Source organism: Azospirillum argentinense (assembly GCF_000632475.1).
Taxonomy (GTDB): Bacteria; Pseudomonadota; Alphaproteobacteria; order Azospirillales; family Azospirillaceae; genus Azospirillum; species Azospirillum baldaniorum.
Genome location: NZ_CP007794.1, coordinates 399804 through 418809, shown reverse-complemented (window position 1 = coordinate 418809; position 19006 = coordinate 399804). Strand labels below are relative to the sequence as shown.

The window sequence follows — 19006 nt, the reverse complement described above, 5'->3', positions numbered from 1 at the left end:
GGGTGGGCGGAACGTTCCGCGTTAGGACAGCCCGATGGTTGGCCGAACAGTGCATCGCAGCAATACGTGGATTTGCGTATAGGGGCGTCGGTCGGCAAATCGTTATAAAATCGCGGGAGACTGAAAGCGCCCGAGCACCCGCAACCACCCGAAAGCGAGTGGAACAGTTGCCTCTACTCGCAAGAAACGACGTGATTCAACTCTGTTGTCTGGCCGATCTGTTCCTGACAGACTGACGGGGATGCAGGCTTTATTGTCGAAAATGCCCAGAAACAGAGCCGATAAATAATCAGTAATACGAACATATCCTCAGGAGGGTGAATGGGGCCGATGGCGGGGCGCCAGAGGGTGGTCGCGATCCGGCGGACCTACAACCGGTGGGTCGCCAACCAGACGCTGGAGGATTACGCGCTGCGCTTCACCGCGCGGAAGGCGCGGCGGTGGTCGCCGTTGCGGGTCGCCAACACGGCCCTCGGCTCGATCTCCTTCCTGGCTCTGGAGGCCATCGGCGGAGCGATCACGCTGAGCTACGGCTTCACCAACGCGGCCCTCGCCATCCTGGCCGCCGCCGTCCTGATCTTCGCCAGCGCCCTGCCGATCAGCTACTACGCCAGCCGCTACGGCGTGGACATGGACCTGCTGACGCGCGGCGCCGGCTTCGGCTACATCGGCTCGACCATCACGTCGCTGATCTACGCCTCCTTCACCTTTATCTTCTTCGCCATCGAGGCGGCAATCATGGCGACGGCGCTGGAGATGGTCTTCGGCCTGCCGCTGGCCGCCGGCTACGTCGTCAGCTCGCTTCTGGTCATCCCGCTGGTCGCCTATGGCTTCACCGTCATCAGCCGCCTCCAGCTGTGGACCCAGCCGCTGTGGCTGGCGCTGCACGCCCTGCCCTTCCTGTTCATCGCCGTCCAGGACCGCGAGGCCTTCAGCGCCTGGACCAGCTTCAACGGCCAAGCGGCCGACGCCGGCGGCGCCTTCGACCTGATGCTGTTTGGTGCTGCGGCGTCGGTGGTGTTCTCGTTGCTGGCGCAGATCGGCGAGCAGGTCGATTTCATCCGCTTCCTGCCCTACGACCCCGCCGCCACCGGCACCAAGCGGCTGCGCTGGTGGGCGGCGCTGGTCGCCGCCGGGCCGGGCTGGATCGTCATCGGCACGATCAAGCTGCTGCTCGGCTCCTTCCTGGTGGTGCTGGCGCTGCAGAACGCCGTGCCGTTGGAGATGGCGGCGGAGCCGACGCAGATGTACCTCGTCGCCTTCCAGTATGTGACGCCGTCGCCGCAGTTGGCCCTCGGCCTGACCGGCCTGTTCGTCGTGCTGTCGCAACTCAAGATCAACGTCACCAACACCTACGCCGGCTCCATCGCCTGGTCGAACTTCTTCTCGCGCCTGACCCACAGCCATCCCGGCCGGGTGGTGTGGGTGGTGTTCAACGTCGTCATCGGCCTGATGCTGATGGAGCTGGGCATCTACAAGACGCTGGAGCCGGTGCTGGGCCTCTATTCCAGCGTCGCCGCCTCCTGGATCGGCGCGCTGGTCGCCGATCTGGTGGTCAACAAGCCGCTGGGCCTCAGCCCGCGCCACGTCGAGTTCAAGCGCGCCCACCTCTACGACATCAACCCGGTGGGCGTCGGCGCGATGCTGCTGGCGACGGTGCTGTCGATGCTGGCCTTCCTCGACGCGCTGGGGCCGACGCTGAAGGTCTGCGCGCCCTTCGTCGCCTTCGCCACCGCCTTCGTCGCGGCCCCCGCCATCGCCTGGGCAACGCGCGGCGGCACCTACATCGCGCGCCGCCCCTTCGACGACTGGAACGGCGCGGAGGCGATCCGCTGCTGCATCTGCCAGCACGCCTTCGAACCGGAGGACATGGCCCACTGCCCGGTCTATGCCGGGGCGATCTGCTCGCTCTGCTGCTCGCTGGACGCCCGCTGCGGCGACGGCTGCAAGACCGACGCCCGGCTGGGCGTGCAGTTGCGCCGCGCGCTGGACGCCGTGCTGCCGCCGCGGGCGGCGACGGCGCTGAAGGCGCGGCTCGGCCATTATCTGGGCGTCCTGCTGATGCTGGCGCTGGCGGTCGGCGCGGTGCTGGCGCTGGTCTATGTCGAGGTCGCCTCGGTCAACGCCGAGGCGCAGGCGCTGATCGGCAGCACGCTGTGGAAGGTCTACTTCATCCTGATGATCGTCGCCGGCGTCGCCACCTGGCTGTTCGTTCTGGCGCGGGAAAGCCGCAAGGTGGCGCAGGAGGAAACGCAGAAGCAGACCGCCCTGCTGATCCAGGAGATCGAGGCCCACGAGCGCACCGACGCCCAGCTCCAGAAGGCCAAGGAGGCGGCGGAGGCGGCCAACCTCGCCAAGAGCCGCTATCTGGTCGGCATCGGCCATGAGTTCCGCACGCCGCTGAGCGCCATCTTCGGCTATGCGCAGATCCTGGAGCGCGACTCCGCCATGCCGCCGCACCGGGTCGACGCCGTCCGCGTCATCCGGCGCAGCGCCGAGCATCTGGCCGGACTGCTCGACGGGCTGCTCGACGTGTCGAAGATCGAAAGCGGCCGGCTGCAACTGAACCGCGGAGAGGTGCGCTTCGGCGACCTGCTCGACCAGCTCGTCGGCATGTTCCATCTGCAGGCGGAGGCCAAGGGCATCGCCTTCCGCTTCGACGCGCCGGAGGATCTGCCGCCCGTCGTCTTCACCGACGAGGGGCGCATCCGCCAGATCCTCATCAACCTGCTGTCCAACGCCATCAAGTTCACCGATTCCGGCTCGGTCTGCCTGCGCGTGCGCCACCGCAGCCAGATCGCCGAGTTCGAGGTGGAGGACACCGGCCCCGGCATCGCCGAGGCCGACCGCGAGCGCATCTTCGAACCGTTCGAGCGCGGGTCGGCCGCCAACCCGATGGTGCCGGGCATGGGGCTCGGCCTGACCATCACCAAGCTGCTGACCGAGGTGATGGGCGGCGAGATCACCGTGAGCAGCACCCCCGGCAAGGGCAGCCTGTTCCGGGTGCGGCTGATGATGTCGGCGGCGATGCTGTCCAACGCCGCCAGCCAGCCCGACCATCCGATCCGCGGCTATCGCGGCCCGCGCCTGACCGTGCTGGTCACCGACGACGACCTCGCCCACCGCAGCCTGCTGTCCGACCTGCTGGCGGAGCTGGGCTTCACCGTGTTCAAGGCGACCGACGGACCGACCTGCCTCGCCATGGCGGAGCTGCACCGGCCGGACATCCTGCTGCTCGACATCTCCATGCCCGGCATGAACGGGCTGGAGGTGGCGCGGCGCCTGCGCGCCGCCGGCCACAGCGACACCACCATCATTCTGGTGTCCGCCGACACGCGGGAGGACCGCTCCGGCGCCGACGGCGATCAGCCCCACGACGGCTTCGCCGCCAAGCCGGTGTCCATCCCGAAGCTGCTGGCCTGCATCGGCCGCCTGCGCGGCATCGCATGGGAGTACGAGGCGCCGGCCGACACCGATGCCGGGCCGCCGGCCTTCGCCGCGGCGGAACTGCCGCCGCAGCACCACATCGCGGAGCTGATCCATCTCGGCCGCATCGGCTATGTCCGCGGCATGCAGGCCAAGCTCGCCGAGATCGCCGCCGCCCATCCGGAGCTGGAGCGCTTCGTCGGCCGCATGCGCACGCTCGTCAGCAATTACGACCTCAACCAGTATATGGCCGCGCTGGAGGCGGTGTACCGCGATGACAGCCATGACAAACCCCGCCATGACAATTCCTGCCATGACGAGTCCAGCCATGACGATGAAGCCCGTAACCAAACCGCGTGACGTCGTCCTGGTCGTCGACGATTCACCCGAAGCCCTCAGCTTCCTGACCGACGCGCTGGAGGAGGCCGGGGTGACCGTGCTGGTGGCGCTGGACGGCCGCAAGGCGCTGGCCCTGCTGGAGCAGGTGACGCCCGACGTCATCCTGATGGACGCCATCATGCCGGGGCTGGACGGTTTCGAGACCTGCCGGCAGTTGAAGCGCAGCAGCCAGGTCGCCCATGTCCCGGTGATCTTCATGACCGGGCTGACCGAGACGGAGCACATCCTGAAGGGCTTCGCCGCCGGCGGGGTCGATTACGTCACCAAGCCCATCGTCGCCGAGACCCTGATCGCCCGCATGTACGCCCACCTCGCCAACGCCCGCGTCGCCCAGAGCACGCGGGCGGCGCTGGACGTCACCGGCCGCACCCTGCTGGCCGCCAACCACCGCGGCGAGGTGCTGTGGTGCACGCCGCAGACCACCCGCATGCTGGAGGCGGCCTTCGGAACCGCCGGAGGGGGCGGCGTCTCCTTGCCGGAGGAGGCGCGGCGCTGGCTGGCCGACCGTCAGGCCGGCGGGCCGGGGCGCAAGGCCGACAGCGTGGTGATCGCCACCGGCGCGGACGGTCGCCGCCTGCGCCTGAGCCCGGTCGGCCAGACCGGTCCCGACGAAATCCTTCTTCAACTGGCCGAGGAGTCGGGCGCCGGCGAGGACACGCAGCTCAAGGACAAGCTGTCCCTGACCCCGCGCGAGGCGGAGGTGCTGATGTGGGTCGCCAACGGCAAGCCCAACCGCGACATCGCCGAAATCCTCGGCCTCAGCCCGCGCACGGTCGACAAGCATCTGGAGCAGATCTATGCGAAGCTCGGCGTCGAGAACCGCGCCGCCGCCGCCGCGATGGCGGTGCGGGCGCTGAACGGCCGGTAGGGAGCCTCAGCCGGTCAGCCGGACATAGACGGCCGGCAGGATCTCGGGCAGCCGCTCCACCCGGTCGACCGGCAGCACGTTGCGCCGGCCGAAGATGCGGTGATGCGTGTGAGGATCGCCGCCCAGCGCCACGCAGACCACGTCAATGCCCCGCCCGGCCAGTTCCAGCACCGCCTTGCGGGCGTCCTCCACCAGATGGCGGGGATCGGGGCAGTCGATGTCGGACGGCTCGCCGTCGGTGACCAGCAGCAGCAGGCGGCGCAGCGTCGGCTGGGCGGCGAGCGTCGCGCCGGCGTGGCGGATCGCCGCCCCCATGCGCGTCGACCAGCGCCCGTCCAGCCCGGCCAGACGCCCGCGCGCCGCCGCGTCGTAGGCGTCGGCGAAGCGCTTGACCGGCAGCCAGTGCACCGCCTCCCGCCCGTCGGAGCGGAAGGCGGCCAGGGCGAAGCGGTCGCCGGCCGCGGCCAGCGCACCGGCCAGCAAATCGACCGACCGGCGTTCGAGGTCCAGCACCGTACCGTCCCCCGCCGGGTCGTTGGTGGAGTGCGAGGCGTCGAGCAGCAGCAGGACCGACAGGTCGCGGCCCTGCCGCCGCACCCGCCGGTAGACCCGCATGTCCGGAACATGGCCATGCCGCCGGGCCGCGCTCGCGGCGATGCAGGCGTCGAGGTCGAGAGCGTCACCCTCCCGCTGCCGCCGCACCCGCTCCGGCCGCGCCACCACCGCGTGGCGGACCAGCGCGCGGACCCGATGGACGAGGCGGGGATCGGCGGGCGCGTCCAGCGGCGGTCCATGCTCAGGGACGCCCTCGATCACCTGGACGAAGTCGGGCCGGTGCAGGCCGATGCGGTGGTCCCATTCCGGGTAGCGCGCCACCGGCCGCAGCGCGGTGGTTTCGGCGACGGCAAGCGGGGCCGGGGCCGGTATGGCCTGCGGCGGTCCGTTTCGGCGGTTCCCCTCCCCCTCCGCCGGCTCCGGCCGAACCGCCTCCAACGGGTCGTCGGCGCCGCGCGGCGGCTCCGGCGGGGTGTCGTACAGCCAGAGGCCGCTGTTGTCGTCGCGGTAGGCGGGGTCGACACGGTGACCCCGGGCGTTGATCTGGACCCGCGTCTTTCCCAGGTCGCCGGCCAGATCACCGCCGAGCCGCAGGCTGAACTCTGGCTCGTCCCAGCGATCCGGCCGCTCGAAGAACAGGCGCTGCCCCTTGTCGACCCAGGCGTTGCCGTCCCGGAAGCCGGGATCGAACAGGGCGCGCGCCAGCCGCTCCAGCAGGTCCGCCGCCATCAAAGACGGCGAGGGTTCGACGCGATGGAACGGCGCCCACAGCCGCCGCAGGCCGGGAAGGCGCCGCATGGCCAGATGCTCGACCCGCGCGTCCTCGACCAGCGAGACGACGATGGTCAGCAGGGGCTTCAGCCCCTTGGCCGGCCAGGAACGCGAGAACATCCGATGCGCCCCGACATGCGCCAGCGCCGCCCGGTAGAGCTCCAGGGAGGGCCAGACCGCCGGCAGCCGGACGAGGTCGGCGTCGAAGCAGGAGCGCAGCGCCGCCGGATCGCCGTCCTGGACCAAGGGCCGCAAGGGCGGATCGCTTCCCCACAGCGCCGCCCCGTAGGCCCTCAGCCGGCGTTCGACATCGGCCAGGGCGATGTCTCCACCAACGCTGTCCATCGCCGGTCAGAAGCAGGCGCCGACCGCCGCCGCCAGCGCGTCGCGCAGGTCGGGATCGTCGGTCAACGGCAGGACGATGGCCATCCGGCAGGCGGCCTCGGGCGCGACGCCGCGGGCGATCAGCCGGCCGGCGTGGATCAGCATGCGGGTCGAGGCGCCCTCCTCCAGCCCGCGGCCACGCAGGTTGCGGCTGCGCTCCGCCACCGCCACCACGCGCCGGGCCAGGGCCGGTTCGATCCCGGCCTCGTGAGCGACGATCGCGGCCTCGACGGGCGCCGTTGGATAGCCGAACTCCAGCGCGGCGAAGCGCTGCTTGGTGGATTCCTTCAAATCCTTCGCCACGCTCTGGTAGCCTGGGTTGTAGGCGACGACGAGCTGGAAGTCGGGGTGGGCGGCCAGCAGCTCGTTGCGCTTGTCGAGCGGCAGCGCCCGCCGGTCGTCGGTCAGCGGATGGATGACGACCGTGGTGTCGGCGCGCGCCTCGACGATCTCGTCGAGGTAGCAGATGGCGCCGTGGCGCACCGCCAAAGTCAGCGGCCCGTCCTGCCACACCGTCCCCTCCGCCTCCAGCAGGTAACGGCCGACGAGGTCGGCGGCGGTCAGGTCCTCGTTGCAGGCCACGGTGACGAGCGGCCGGCCGAGCCGCCACGCCATATGCTCGACGAAGCGGGTCTTGCCGCAGCCGGTCGGCCCCTTCAGCATCACCGGCAGGCGGTCGGCGTGGGCCGCCTCGAACAGGGCGATTTCGTCACCGGCCGGGCAGTAATAGGGTTCCCGCGCGATCCGGTAGGTCTGGAGCGCCATGCCGTCCGCCTTTCGCGATGCGCTTGCCGGGGATCAGCGGTGCGCCGGCTCATCCGCCGGGATGCCGTCGATCGGGCATTCGGGCGTGCCGACCGTCGGGCGGGTGAAGGACTCCACCATGGCCCGCGTGCCCTCAGGATCGCTCACCCATTGCCGGTAGAAGTCGTAAGGGCAGGCCGCCTCCCCCTTCACCCCGTCGTGGCTGTTGATCATGCCGGTGTAGCCGCGGTGGACCAGCTTGAAGAGGTGGTTCTCCGACTGCCCGTGCTTGCGGAAGTCGCGGATCAGCGACTTGGAGAGCTGGGCGTACTGGATGCCGTACTCCTCCTCGCCGCATTCGCCGAGCGTGCGGCCGTCGAAGCCGACGATGGCGGAATGGCCGAAGTAGGAATAGACGCCGTCGAAGCCGGCGGCGTTGGCCACCGCGACGTAGGTGTTGTTGGCCCAGGCCATCGCCTTGGCCATCAGCACCTGCTGGTCCTTGGCCGGGTACATGTAGCCCTGGCAGCGGACGATCAGCTCCGCCCCCTTCATGGCGCAGTCGCGCCAGATTTCGGGATAATTGCCGTCGTCGCAGATGATCAGGCTGATCTTCAGCCCCTTCGGCCCCTCAGACACGTAGGTGCAGGTGCCGGGGTACCAACCCTCGATCGGCACCCAGGGCATGATCTTGCGGTATTTCTGCACGATCTCGCCCTGATCGTTCATCAGGATGAGCGTGTTGTAAGGCGCCTTGTGGGGGTGCTCCTCGTGCCGCTCCCCGGTCAGGGAGAAGACGCCCCACACCTTCGCCTTGCGGCAGGCGGCGGCAAAGATCGCCGTCTCGTCGCCGGGGATGGTCGCGGCGGACTCGTACATCTCCTTGGAATCATACATGATTCCGTGGGTGGAATATTCGGGGAAGATCACGAGGTCGAGGCCGGGCAGGCCCGTCTTCATGCCGATCAGCATGTCGGCGATCTTCTGCGCGTTCTCCAGCACCTCCGCCTTGGTGTGAAGGCGCGGCATCTTGTAATTGACGACGGCGACGCCGACGGTGTCGTTGCTGCTGGTGATATCGCCGTGGATCATCTCGATCTCCCTTGCGTGACGGGGGCACGGGGCGGCGCGCGCGGGAAGCGGGTTCGACATCCGGTTTCCGCATTGTTTTCGCACGCTTCTTCGTCCCGACCGATCATCGGGGAGTGGCTGGTGGACGGGAATACGCGATTCCCCGTATGGCCGGTCAGCCCGCGGGTCAACCCGACGACGGCGTCCCACCCTCCGCGAAATGGCAGGCGACGAGGTGGCCCGGCGACAGCGCCCGCGTGACCGGCGCCTCGCGCCGGCACCGATCGGCGGCGATCGGGCAACGGGTGTGGAAGCGGCAGCCCGACGGCAGATCGTAGGGGCTGGGTGTGTCGCCGGTCAGTCCCGGTCCGGCGGGAGCGGAGGGACCGTCAATCCGTGGCGCCGCGTCGAGCAGGGCGCGGGTGTAGGGGTGGGCCGGCCGGCGCCACAGGCTGTCGCGGCCACCCAGCTCGACGATCCGGCCGAGATACATCACCGCCACCCGGTCGGAGATGTGCTCCACCACCGACAGGTCATGGCCGATGAACAGGAAGCTGACGCCCAGCGTGCGCTGGAGATCGCTCAGCAAATTGAGAATTTGCGCCTGGACCGAAACGTCGAGCGCCGAGACGGGCTCATCCAGGACCACGATCTTCGGCTCCAGTGCCAGCGCGCGGGCGATGCCGATGCGCTGGCGTTGGCCGCCGGAAAATTCATGCGGCCGCCGCTGCGCCGCTTCGGGCGGCAGCCCCACCTTGCGCAGCAGGTCGGCGACGCGCGCGCGCCGCTCGGCCCGGCTGCCGATGCCATGGATCTCCAGCGGCTCAGCCAGCAGGTCGCCGACCGTCCAGCGCGGGTCGAGCGAGGCCGCCGGGTCCTGCAACACCATCTGGAGGTCGCGCCGCGCCGCGCGCATCCGCCGCCGCGAGGCGTGCGTGATGTCCGTGTCCCCGAGACGGATGGTCCCGGCGCTGGGGTCGAGCAGCCGGACCACCGCCCGCGCCAGCGTCGATTTCCCGCAGCCGGATTCGCCGACGATGCCCAGCGTCTCGCCGGGCGCGAGATCGAAGGACACATCGTCCAGCGCGTGGACCACGCCGCGCGCCGTCCGGTACTCGACGGACAGCCCGCTCACCCGCAGCACCGGGGCGACGGTGGACGCTTCGGTGGCGGCAACCGCGGGCATGGCGAGGGCGGCGTCAGACGGCATGGGTCTCTCCCGCATGATGGCAGGCGATGAGGCCGCTGCCGGCCCGGCGCGGCGGCGGAACGGCCTGGACGCAACGCGCGTCGGCCAGCGGACAGCGCGGAGCGAAGGCGCAACCCTGGGGCATCGCCGCCAGCGCCGGCACGGTGCCGGGAATTTCGGCCAGACGCTCCCGCACCGCGCCGGCCGCGCCGCTCCCCGCGCGCGGCTGCGCGGCGATCAGGCCGCGGGTGTAGGGATGGAGAGGGTCGGAGAAGAGGTCGCGGGTGTCTCGCTCCTCCACCTTGCGGCCGGCGTACATCACCAGCACGCGGTCGACGTAGCGCGACACCACGCCGAGGTCGTGGGTGATGAAGACCACCGCGGTCCCCTGCTCGCGCCGCAGCTCGTCGATCAGGCCGAGGATCTGCGCCTGGATGGTGACGTCGAGCGCGGTGGTCGGCTCGTCGGCGACCAGCACGGCCGGGGTGCCGGCCAGCGCCATGGCGATCATCACCCGCTGGCGCATCCCGCCCGACAGGCGGTGCGGATACTCGGCGAAGCGGCGCTCCGGATCGGGAATGCGCACCCGCTCCAAAAGCGCCAGAGTCCGCTCACGCGCCGCCTTGCGGCTGACCGGCTCATGTTCGAGGATCGCCTCCATGATCTGCTCGCCCACGGTCAGCACCGGGTTGAGCGCGGTCATCGGCTCCTGGAAGATCATCGAGATGCGGGCACCGCGCACGCGCCGCAACGCCGCCTCGTCGAGCGCCAGCAGGTCGCGGCCCTCCAGCCGCACCGTGCCGCCGGTCACCCGGCCGGGCGGTGGCACGAGGCCGAGCAGCGCCAGCGCGGTCAGCGACTTGCCGCAGCCGCTCTCGCCGACAATGGCGAGCATTTCGCCGCTCTTGACCGAAAAGGACAGCTCGCGCACCGCCGGCAGCAGGCCGCGGCGGGTCTGGAAGCCGATCGATAGGCCGTCGACGGCCAGGACCGGCTCGCTCGACACAGGACCGCTCATCGCCGCTCGCCCTTTGTGTTCAGCACGTCGTTCAGGCCATCGCCCAGCAGGTTCAGCGCCAGAACGGCGATGACGATGGCGACGCCAGGGATGGCGGCGACGTGCGGATCGGTGCGGATCGTCTCGCGCCCCGCCCCGACCATACCACCCCAGCTGACGACGTTGGGATCGCCGAGCCCGAGGAAGGACAGCGAGGATTCGGTGAGGATGGCGGTCGCCACCAGGATCGAGGCCGAGACGATCACCGGCGCCAGCGCGTTCGGCAGGATGTGCCGGAAGATGATCCGCGCGTCGGACGCGCCGAGGATGATCGAGGCCTGGGCCAGCTCACTGTTGCGCAGGCGCAGCACCTCCGCCCGCACCAGCCGCGCCAGCCCCGACCAAGAGGTGATGCCAATGGCGGCGGTGATGGTGGCGATGGACGGCTGCAGGATGGCGACCAGCGCCAGCGTGAACAGGAAGGGCGGGATGGTCTGGAACAGCTCGGTCACCCGCATCAGCGCCCGGTCGATCCGCCCGCCGTAATAGCCGGACAGCGCACCGATGCCGATGCCGATCACCAGCGACACCAGCGCCGCCACCCCGCCGATCAGCAGCGAGACGCGGGCGCCGTGGAAGATGCCCGACGCCAGATCGCGGCCCATCATGTCGGTGCCGAGCGGGAACGTGGCGTCCTCGCCCGGACGCAGCAGCGGCATCCCCGCCATGTCAAGCGGGTCGCCGGTAAAGGCGATGTCGGCGAAGGCTGCCATGGCCAGGATGCCGGCCAGCAGGATCAGCCCCAGCAGCGCCGACGGGCGGCGCAGCAGCCGTCCGACGGTGGTGTCGCGGAAATCCGTCCGCGCCGGCGGGAGGGAAACAATCTCGGGAAGCGCCATTGGTCAGTTGAGTTCAATGCGCGGGTCGAGCAGCGTGTAGACGAGATCGACCGCGATGTTGACGAGGACCACGACCACCGACGAGCAGAAGAGGATGCCGAGCAGCAGGTTGAGGTCGCGCTGGAAGAGCGCCGCGAAGGCCAGCCGGCCCAGCCCCGGCCAGGAGAACACCGTCTCGACCAGAACCGCCCCGCCGAGGATGGAGCCGAGCTGCACGCCGAGCGTGGTGACGATCGGCAGCAGGGCGTTGCGCAGCACATGGCGCCAGGCGATGCGGCGGGGCCGCACCCCCTTGGCCCGCGCGGTGCGGACGAAGTCCTGGCCGTAGACCTCCAGCATCGCCGCCCGCATCAGCCGGGCGTAGATGGCGAGGTAGAACAGCCCCAGCGTCACCGCCGGCAGCACCAGATGCAGCGCCACGTCGCCGACCAGGGCGAGGCCGCTCAGGTTGGCCTCGACGCTGGTCATCCCGCCGACCGGCAGCCAATCCAGCATGACGGAGAAGACGACGATCAGCATGATGCCGACCCAGAAGACCGGGGTGGCGTAGAACAGCAGCGCCACGATGGAGATCACCGTGTCGGTCAGCTTCCCCGCCCGCCGGGCGGCGAGGAAGCCCAGCGCGCAGCCGGCGACCAGCGCGAAGCCGATGGCGGTTCCCATCAGCAGCAGCGTCGCCGGCAGGCGTTGCAGGATCAGCTCCGACACCGGCAGCGACTGGCGGAAGGAATAGCCGAGGTCGAAGGTCACCAGATTGCCGAGATAGCGGAGGAACTGGACGTAGAGCGGCTGGTCCAGCCCGAACTGCCGCCGCAGCGCCTCCATATACTCCGGCGTCGCCGCCCCGGACTCCCCCGCCAGCACCTGGGCCGCGTCGCCGGGCGCCAGATGCAGCAGGAAGAAGTTGATCAGCGCGATGCCCAGGAGGACGAAGACCACCTGGGCGGCGCTGCGCCTGAGATAGGTCAGCACGGCGCGTCAGTTCCCCTTCGGGGCGTTCACGAAGCGGGCGTTCTTCAGCGAGGAATAGACCTGATCGCCCTGCTCGACGATGCCCTCGAGATCGGCCGAATAGACCGAGAAGAAGTTCAGCTCCAGCAGCGGCAATGAGGGCACATCGCTCAGGACGATGTCCTGGAACTCGTTGAACTGGGCGACGCGCTTGGCCGGATCGCCCTCGACACCGGCTTCCTGGATCAGGGCATCGGCCTTGGTGTTGCGGTAGCCCGAACCGTTGGTCCAGGGCGTGCCGGTGCCGAGCCAGCCCGACCAGAAGGCGCGCACCACGCCGATCTGCGGATCGGGGAAGGCGTTGTTGTAGGAGATGGCGAAGTCGAAATCGCGGTCGACATAGACCCGCTTGATGAAGGCGGCGCTGTCCTGCGAGCGGATGGTCACCTCGATGCCGACGCGCTTCAGCGCCTGCTTGAGGAACTCGCCAGTGCGGCGGTAATCGTCGCCGTAGGGCAGGAAGTCATGGGTCAGCGTGAAGCGCACGCCGTTGGCGTCGCGCTTGAGGCCGGCCTCGTCCAGCAGCGCCTCGGCCTTCTTCACGTCGAAGGGGTACTGCGGCAGCTTGGCGTTGTGGAAGGTGACGAGCGACGACGGCACCGGGCTGATCGCCGGCTTGGCGTAGCCGAACCACACGATCTTCGCCAGGGCGGCGCGGTCGATGGCGTGGGCGATGGCCCGGCGCACGCGCACGTCCTTCAGATACTGGTTCTCGACGTTGAAATCGAGATAGAGCAGCGGCGACAGCCATTCATAACCGCGGGTGTCCACCTTCAGGCGCGGCAGCTTGGCCAGCCGCTCGGCGTCGCGGAAGGGCACCGGGTTGTAGGGGGCGTACTGGATCTCCCCCTTCTCGATGGCGGCGGCGCGGGCGGCGGCGTCGGGGATCATGCGGAACAGCAGCCGGTCGAGGTGCGGCTTGCCGGCCTCCCAATAATCGGGGTTGCGGGTCAGTTCGACAAACTCGCCGCGCTTCCATTCCTTGAAGACGAAGGGGCCGGTGCCGACCGGCTTGTTGTTGTACGGGTTGTTGAGAACGTCGGTGCCCTCGTAGAGGTGCTTGGGCAGGATCGGGGCGCCGACGCCGTTCAGCACCGACAGGATCGGCAGCGACGGCTTGGACAGGCGCAGGATGACGGTGGCGTCGTCCGGAGTATCGACCTGGGTGACGTTCTCGAACAGCGACTTGTTGCGCGGGTGGATGGTCTTCCAGACATTCTCCAGCGACCATTTCACATCGGCGGCGGTGAAGGGCTTGCCGTCATGCCATTTCACACCGCTGCGCAGGTGGAACGTGATGGTCAGGCCATCGGGCGCCACCTCCCAGCGTTCGGCCAGCGCGGGCTTCGGCTTCAATTCGAAGTCGTAGGTGACGAGACCGTCGAAGATGTTGCCGGCGACCACCTGGGTCGGCTGCGCCATGTTGGTCGAGGGCGTGAGCGTCACGGGTTCCGGCTGCAGGATGATGCTGAGGGTGCCGCCCTGGCGCGCTTCCTGCGCCGCGGCGCCTCCCATCGAGCCGGGGAGCACGCCGACCACCACCGCGGCCGTCATCATCGCCGCCACGGCCACCACCAACCTCCGGCGGATGCCACCTGCGACCCGCGAATCCCGTCCCATCATGCTGCTCTCCGGCGCGAACTGTGTAAGGCGGCCGATTAAGCCCAGCGACCGCCGGGAGGTCAATATGATTTCACACAAAAGCATCTCTGGTATGCCACAAAAAACAACTGTTATATTAGTAAATACTAACGCCGAAAGCATGGACTTGCCTGGGCATCGATGACGGGTTCGTCCAACCACGCCACCAGAGCGTTGGTCACGGCCGTGTATGGGAGGTGAATTTCCGATGCACCTGCCATCCACCAACGGCCATAGCGCAACAGCTGTCCACCCACAGCAAGGTCACCGGGACACGCTGAGCGAAGTGACCCGCGCCGACGCGATAAAAAACAGGAAAACGTTCGATGGGGCCTGATGCAGGCCTCCCACACACCAAGTCCGGCTCGGGCGCCGCTGGTCTGAAATGCCAAAAGCCCGTCTCTTGCGAGACGGGCTTTCAACGCTTTTTGGTTGCGGGGGCAGGATTTGAACCTGCGACCTTCAGGTTATGAGTTCGTTTTCAAGCCCCTCCTCACACATTTCCGGCACCACGCCAGAACATCCGATTGCGCTATAATACTCTGTTACTATTGACGTTTTTTTGGAAGGCAAACTACGCTACAGCTTCATCGGAAACGCTCTCATTTCCTCCCAAGTGATTCCGATTTGATTCCGGAGATTCCGGCGCTCGTGGGGTGCTCCATGACCAAGATCACGAAACGGTCCGTCGATGCCGCCGTCCCCGGCGAGCAGGAATTCTTCCTTTGGGACGAAGAGCTGAAGGGCTTCGGACTGCGCATCTATCCCTCCGGCCGGAAGATGTATCTGGCCCAGTTTCGGGCCGGCGGCCGCCTGCGCCGCGTCAACATCGGCCCCCACGGCGTCCTGACGCCCGACGTCGCCCGGACCGAGGCCATGAAGCACCTGTCCGATGTGCGGCGCGGCAGCGACCCAGCGTCCGAGCACGACCGACGCAAGGCATCCCCCACCATGAAGGAATTCGGCAAGCGCTTCCTGGAGGACCACGTCGCCTCCCACTGCAAGCCGACGACCCGGGCCGAATACAAACGCTCCATCGAACTGTTCATCAACCCCAAGCTCGGCAGCCACCGCATCATCGATGTGAGCCGCGCCGAGGTGGTCGAGCTTCACCAATCCCTGAAAGCTACCCCTTATCAGGCCAACCGCACCCTGGGCGTTCTCTCCGTCATGTTCACCGTTGCCCACACCTGGGGCGTCCGGACCGATGGCGTCAATCCGTGCTGGAAGGTGAAGCGCTACAAGGAGGTCAAGCGCGAACGCTACCTCACACCGGATGAACTCGCCCGCCTTGGCAAGGTGCTGCGCGAATCCACTTCCGAACCGGAAGCGGTCAACTGCATCCACCTTCTCCTTCTGACAGGCTGCCGCCTCAGCGAGATCCAGACGCTCAAATGGGACTACGTCGATCTCAACGCCGGTGTGCTCCGGTTGCCTGACTCCAAGACCGGGGCAAAACTGGTGACGATCGGGAAAGCCGCCGTCGAGGTGCTCAAGGACATCCCCAAGGTGACAGACAACCCCTATGTCATCACCGGCCGAATAGAAGGCCAGCATCTGACCGATATGCAGCGTCCCTGGCGCCGGCTGCGCAAGCGCGCCAAGCTGGAGGATGTGCGCATCCACGACCTGCGGCATTCCTTCGCCTCCGACGCGCTACAACTCGGCGAGGACCTGCCGATGATCGGCCGCCTGCTGGGACATACCCAGGTTCAGACGACCGCCCGGTATGCTCACCTGAAGACCGATCCGATCAAAGCTGCAGCCGACAAAGTAGCGGATGCTATCGCAAGCGCCCTCGCCCACCCTCTCAGAAAGGCCACACATCAAAGCTGATTGAATCAGTCAATCCTGAGCACCATCATGAGAATAAAGCGCCCTCATTCACAACCCTGCACCCCCATCAATCCTAGGACCTGTTTCGAACGAACGTGCGACCTTGATAAAATGTTGAGCAGATGGAACTAGACCAGTTGCCGGCCAAACAGCGGCGATAGTCATAACCAGCGGTGGCGTCAACGGACGACTGGTGATTCCGATCGCAGTTACAAGGGATTGGTTGGAAGCAGGCAGCACAGCGATGCCAAAGCCAGCCGCCACCAACGCCAGCCGAACTTCCTGGTGGGGAAGAGCTGTGGTAATGCGCGGCTTGACACCTACTGAATAGCAAGCATCAAGCAGCAATCTGGCTGCCATACTAGCAATCTGGCTGCCATACTATCGTACTCCACGGATCCGACGAGTAGAAGTTCGTCAGCCAGGCGACGAACATCGACGGACGGCTCCGCCGCCAACGGATGAGTAGCCGGCAATGCAAGATGAACATCTTCTCGCCATAACGGCTCAGTCGTTGCATTGCCAACAGGATCTAAAAACGGGATTAGACATAAATCTAAATGCCCGTTATCGAGCATGGCCAGAAGATTTTGGAGGGATCCACCATAGACAACCAAACCATATTCCGGATCTCCATGTAGGAATGCTTGAAGCGTCTTTGCCATCCATCCTGTGGCAGCGTCAGCGGCTATACCAAGACGCATCGGCGCACTTCCTCTGCTTGCTGTGGTCCGAGCAATGACGGCCGCCGCATCCAAAGCAGCAAGAATGCGTTGTGCTTCGCTCAAGAAGGCACTGCCGGCAGCCGTCAAGCGGCTGCCTGAACTGGTACGTGTCACCAGTTGCACACCAATATCCATTTCCAATGCTCGGATCGACTGGCTGAGCGCTGGTTGCGCGTAGGCCGAGCCAATGGGCAGCACGATGAAAGCTGCCAGCTTCAGCCAGAATATTTAAATAACGCAGTTGCCGCAATTCCATTGCCAACCCCATACTTAGAAAGAACAAATAAAATAATATTTGATACTATCAATATAGACTTTCCATGTATGGCAAAACAGTCCATGAATAGAAGAAATATTCAATATTCATTATAATATATGATTGGCCCATCAGCCGCGGCAACTCATGCCGAAATCCGTATGCCTCCAAAGAATGCGCAAGACAGCCTTCCCTGAGGGATTGTCAAAGAAAGCCCTACGCTCCGCCTCCCGCATGGACCGGAGTTCCGCAGCAAACGCTGGGGCCACCTTCTTCAGTTCGCCAAAAAAATGTTCCCATGTTTCAAAGCTGAACCGAGCGACGGCATAGGAGAGGCCGCCTTGGTGTCCCAGCGGTTCCTTCATGTCCAAAAACGGCATTTCCCCCATGGCGTAAAAGCAATCCTCCGAAAACGACCCGATATGAAGCTCGATCCTGACCATGGGCTCCCCTCCCACGTACGCTGAAGGACATGCCGCATCCGAACGACAGGCGCTCATTCCCTCACTCCCAGGACACGCGCTCTCCGGTTCTCCGCGACGGCCGACTGGGGGTTGCGAGGACAAAGCCGGGCAGGACGGGCGACGGCTTCCCGAACAAGTAGCCCTGTCCGTAGCGGACCCCGAGCTTGCGCAGGTATCGAAGCTGCTCCTCGGTTTCGATCTGCTCCGCAACGAGGTCGGTGCCGAGATGACGGGCAATCTCGACGATGGACCGCAGAATGGTCAGATCACGGCTGTTGGTCAGCGCCCCTTGCACGATCCGACCGTCCAGCTTGGCGTAATCCACACGCAGCTCGTTGAGCGACATGAACGACGTCGTGCCGCTGCCGACGTCGTCCAGGCAGATCCGCAGGCCGAGCTTGCGCAGGTGCCCCAGAACCCGGTTCAAACCTTGGAAGTCGTTGACCGTGGCCGTCTCGGTCACCTCGACCAGCAGCTTGCGGGTGAGCCCCTGGTGGGGCCGGAGCAGCGCCTGCAGCTGCTCGATGATCAGCGGGCTGGCCAGGGACACGGCCGAAAGGTTGATGGCGATGTCCGGCACGGTACGCCCCTGATCTTCGGCCTGCTTCAGCACGTCGAGGGCGGCTTGGCAGACCAGAAGGTCCAGATCGCAGATCAGCCCGATCCGTTCGGCGAAGGCGATGAACTCGGCGGGGGAGCCGCAATCGCCGACCCGGATCAGGGCTTCGACATGGTGCAGCTTCCCCGTCGCCAGACTCACGATGGGCTGGAACGCCAGATGGAAATCGCGCTGTTCCAGGATGCGCCGGACTTGGGCAACCCGGCCGACCGTATTGTGGAGCATGTCCACCACCGCCTCGTTGATGTCGGCGATGCCGAAAGCCCCGGGTTCCTCGGCGGCGAACTTATGCAGGGTGTAGGACAGAGCCCGCGCGACATCAGACATCGGCATTTCGCCACCCTGCACGGGGATTTGCCAGACATGCAGGGCATCGCGCAGTTCGTCCGCACCGTGTCGGGCCAGCAGGCGGCCGATGTCGAGAATGATCTCCTCGCGCGTCAGGTCGTCGCGGTGGAGAACGGCGTAGCGCTCGTCGTTGAGGCGGACCGCCGCGTCCCCGTCCGTCGAAACGGAAAGCAGATAAGCCTCCAGGGAGTTGCGCATTTCAGGAGCGTTGTCCCGATCGGCAAGCCCGACGATGTCCAGCAGGGACAGCCGCTGGCCCCGCTCGGTCGCGCCCGCCGCGCACAGGCGGCTTTCCAAGCTCTCTGCGAAGGATTTCAGGTCGGACAGGCAGCGGCCGACGGTCCGCCCTGACACCCGCGCGGCAATCGAGAACCCCAGAAAGCAGCGATCCGCGTAATTCGGCAGGCGGCATCCGCCCATCAGCATCGCAAAGGGTTGCCCGGCGACGGTCTTTAGGAAGACGTGGGTGGGGTCGAGCTTTCCGGAGTCGATCAGCCGCGTCAGCAGCATGCGGAAGAAGGTGTGCTCCCCAGGCGGCAAAAGGTCGAACAAGGAACAGCCGACCAAGTCCTCGGCGCGCCGGTCCGTCAGTCCGCATCGCGCGCCCGCCGCAAAGACGATGCGGCCCTCATTATCGGTCTCCAACAGGAGATGGGCCGACGCGAAGGCAAAGGCCACGAAACGGTCGCGGCCGAGCACGGTCTGGGAGTCGGATGGTTTCTGAGTTTGGTCTGCCATGGTCATGCCCTTCAACCGCTGAAGCGGACACCCGCCGCGGGGTCGCAGGCGGCGCCACGGGCGCC

The 19006-nt window shown here is 66.8% G+C and carries 15 protein-coding genes; 3 read left to right on the top strand and 12 right to left on the bottom strand.

What is annotated here, in order from left to right:
• Positions 1-330: 330 nt before the first annotated feature.
• Positions 331-3786 (top strand): hybrid sensor histidine kinase/response regulator, encoded by a 3456-nt coding sequence (locus ABAZ39_RS16070; protein WP_081863224.1) that lies wholly within the window; start codon positions 331-333, stop codon positions 3784-3786.
• On the top strand, positions 3755-4693 hold the full coding sequence (locus ABAZ39_RS16065) for a response regulator transcription factor (protein WP_040133973.1): 939 nt from the start codon (positions 3755-3757) through the stop codon (positions 4691-4693). Before ABAZ39_RS16070 ends, ABAZ39_RS16065 begins: the two co-directional genes overlap by 32 nt.
• A 6-nt stretch (positions 4694-4699) precedes the next feature.
• Here the strand turns inward: ABAZ39_RS16065 and ABAZ39_RS16060 are convergent, their stop codons facing one another.
• The 8 genes from ABAZ39_RS16060 to ABAZ39_RS16025 form a co-directional block, all read right to left on the bottom strand.
• Positions 4700-6364, bottom strand: coding sequence for a nitric oxide reductase activation protein NorD (locus tag ABAZ39_RS16060; RefSeq protein ID WP_051658177.1), 1665 nt, complete (start codon positions 6362-6364; stop codon positions 4700-4702).
• 6 nt (positions 6365-6370) lie between these two features.
• Positions 6371-7168 carry a CbbQ/NirQ/NorQ/GpvN family protein gene (locus ABAZ39_RS16055; RefSeq protein ID WP_040133972.1) on the bottom strand — a complete coding sequence of 266 codons (798 nt, stop codon included), beginning with the start codon at positions 7166-7168 and terminating at the stop codon, positions 6371-6373.
• A gap of 33 nt (positions 7169-7201) precedes the next feature.
• A complete protein-coding gene (locus ABAZ39_RS16050) occupies positions 7202-8239 on the bottom strand; it encodes an aliphatic amidase (protein ID WP_040133971.1) in 1038 nt (345 codons plus the stop codon).
• A 166-nt stretch (positions 8240-8405) separates the two neighbouring features.
• Positions 8406-9428 carry an ABC transporter ATP-binding protein gene (locus tag ABAZ39_RS16045; protein ID WP_247874983.1) on the bottom strand — a complete coding sequence of 341 codons (1023 nt, stop codon included), beginning with the start codon at positions 9426-9428 and terminating at the stop codon, positions 8406-8408.
• The gene (locus ABAZ39_RS16040; RefSeq protein ID WP_040133969.1) at positions 9418-10425 is read right to left on the bottom strand and encodes an ABC transporter ATP-binding protein; all 1008 of its coding nucleotides are present in this window, start codon (positions 10423-10425) and stop codon (positions 9418-9420) included. The genes ABAZ39_RS16045 and ABAZ39_RS16040 overlap by 11 nt, the downstream gene beginning before the upstream one ends.
• Positions 10422-11303 carry an ABC transporter permease gene (locus tag ABAZ39_RS16035; protein ID WP_040133968.1) on the bottom strand — a complete coding sequence of 294 codons (882 nt, stop codon included), beginning with the start codon at positions 11301-11303 and terminating at the stop codon, positions 10422-10424. The genes ABAZ39_RS16040 and ABAZ39_RS16035 overlap by 4 nt, the downstream gene beginning before the upstream one ends.
• Before the next feature lie 3 nt (positions 11304-11306).
• Positions 11307-12275, bottom strand: coding sequence for an ABC transporter permease (locus ABAZ39_RS16030; protein ID WP_040133967.1), 969 nt, complete (start codon positions 12273-12275; stop codon positions 11307-11309).
• Positions 12276-12281: 6 nt separating this feature from the next.
• Positions 12282-13934 (bottom strand): ABC transporter substrate-binding protein, encoded by a 1653-nt coding sequence (locus ABAZ39_RS16025; protein WP_372684169.1) that lies wholly within the window; start codon positions 13932-13934, stop codon positions 12282-12284.
• A 684-nt stretch (positions 13935-14618) separates the two neighbouring features.
• Here ABAZ39_RS16025 and ABAZ39_RS16020 point away from each other — a divergent pair.
• Positions 14619-15791 carry a tyrosine-type recombinase/integrase gene (locus ABAZ39_RS16020; protein WP_040135325.1) on the top strand — a complete coding sequence of 391 codons (1173 nt, stop codon included), beginning with the start codon at positions 14619-14621 and terminating at the stop codon, positions 15789-15791.
• A gap of 48 nt (positions 15792-15839) precedes the next feature.
• On the opposite strand, the gene ABAZ39_RS37725 is transcribed toward ABAZ39_RS16020, so the two are convergent.
• From ABAZ39_RS37725 to ABAZ39_RS16010, 4 genes are all read right to left on the bottom strand, one after another.
• A complete protein-coding gene (locus ABAZ39_RS37725) occupies positions 15840-16151 on the bottom strand; it encodes a LysR substrate-binding domain-containing protein (RefSeq protein WP_081863095.1) in 312 nt (103 codons plus the stop codon).
• A complete protein-coding gene (locus tag ABAZ39_RS34285) occupies positions 16112-16714 on the bottom strand; it encodes a LysR family transcriptional regulator (protein ID WP_160174832.1) in 603 nt (200 codons plus the stop codon). The genes ABAZ39_RS37725 and ABAZ39_RS34285 overlap by 40 nt, the downstream gene beginning before the upstream one ends.
• 189 nt (positions 16715-16903) lie before the next feature.
• Entirely contained in the window at positions 16904-17215 is a 312-nt protein-coding gene (locus tag ABAZ39_RS36545) for a hypothetical protein (protein WP_040133966.1), read from the bottom strand.
• Positions 17216-17276: 61 nt separating this feature from the next.
• On the bottom strand, positions 17277-18947 hold the full coding sequence (locus tag ABAZ39_RS16010) for a sensor domain-containing phosphodiesterase (RefSeq protein ID WP_051658176.1): 1671 nt from the start codon (positions 18945-18947) through the stop codon (positions 17277-17279).
• Positions 18948-19006 lie beyond the last annotated feature (59 nt).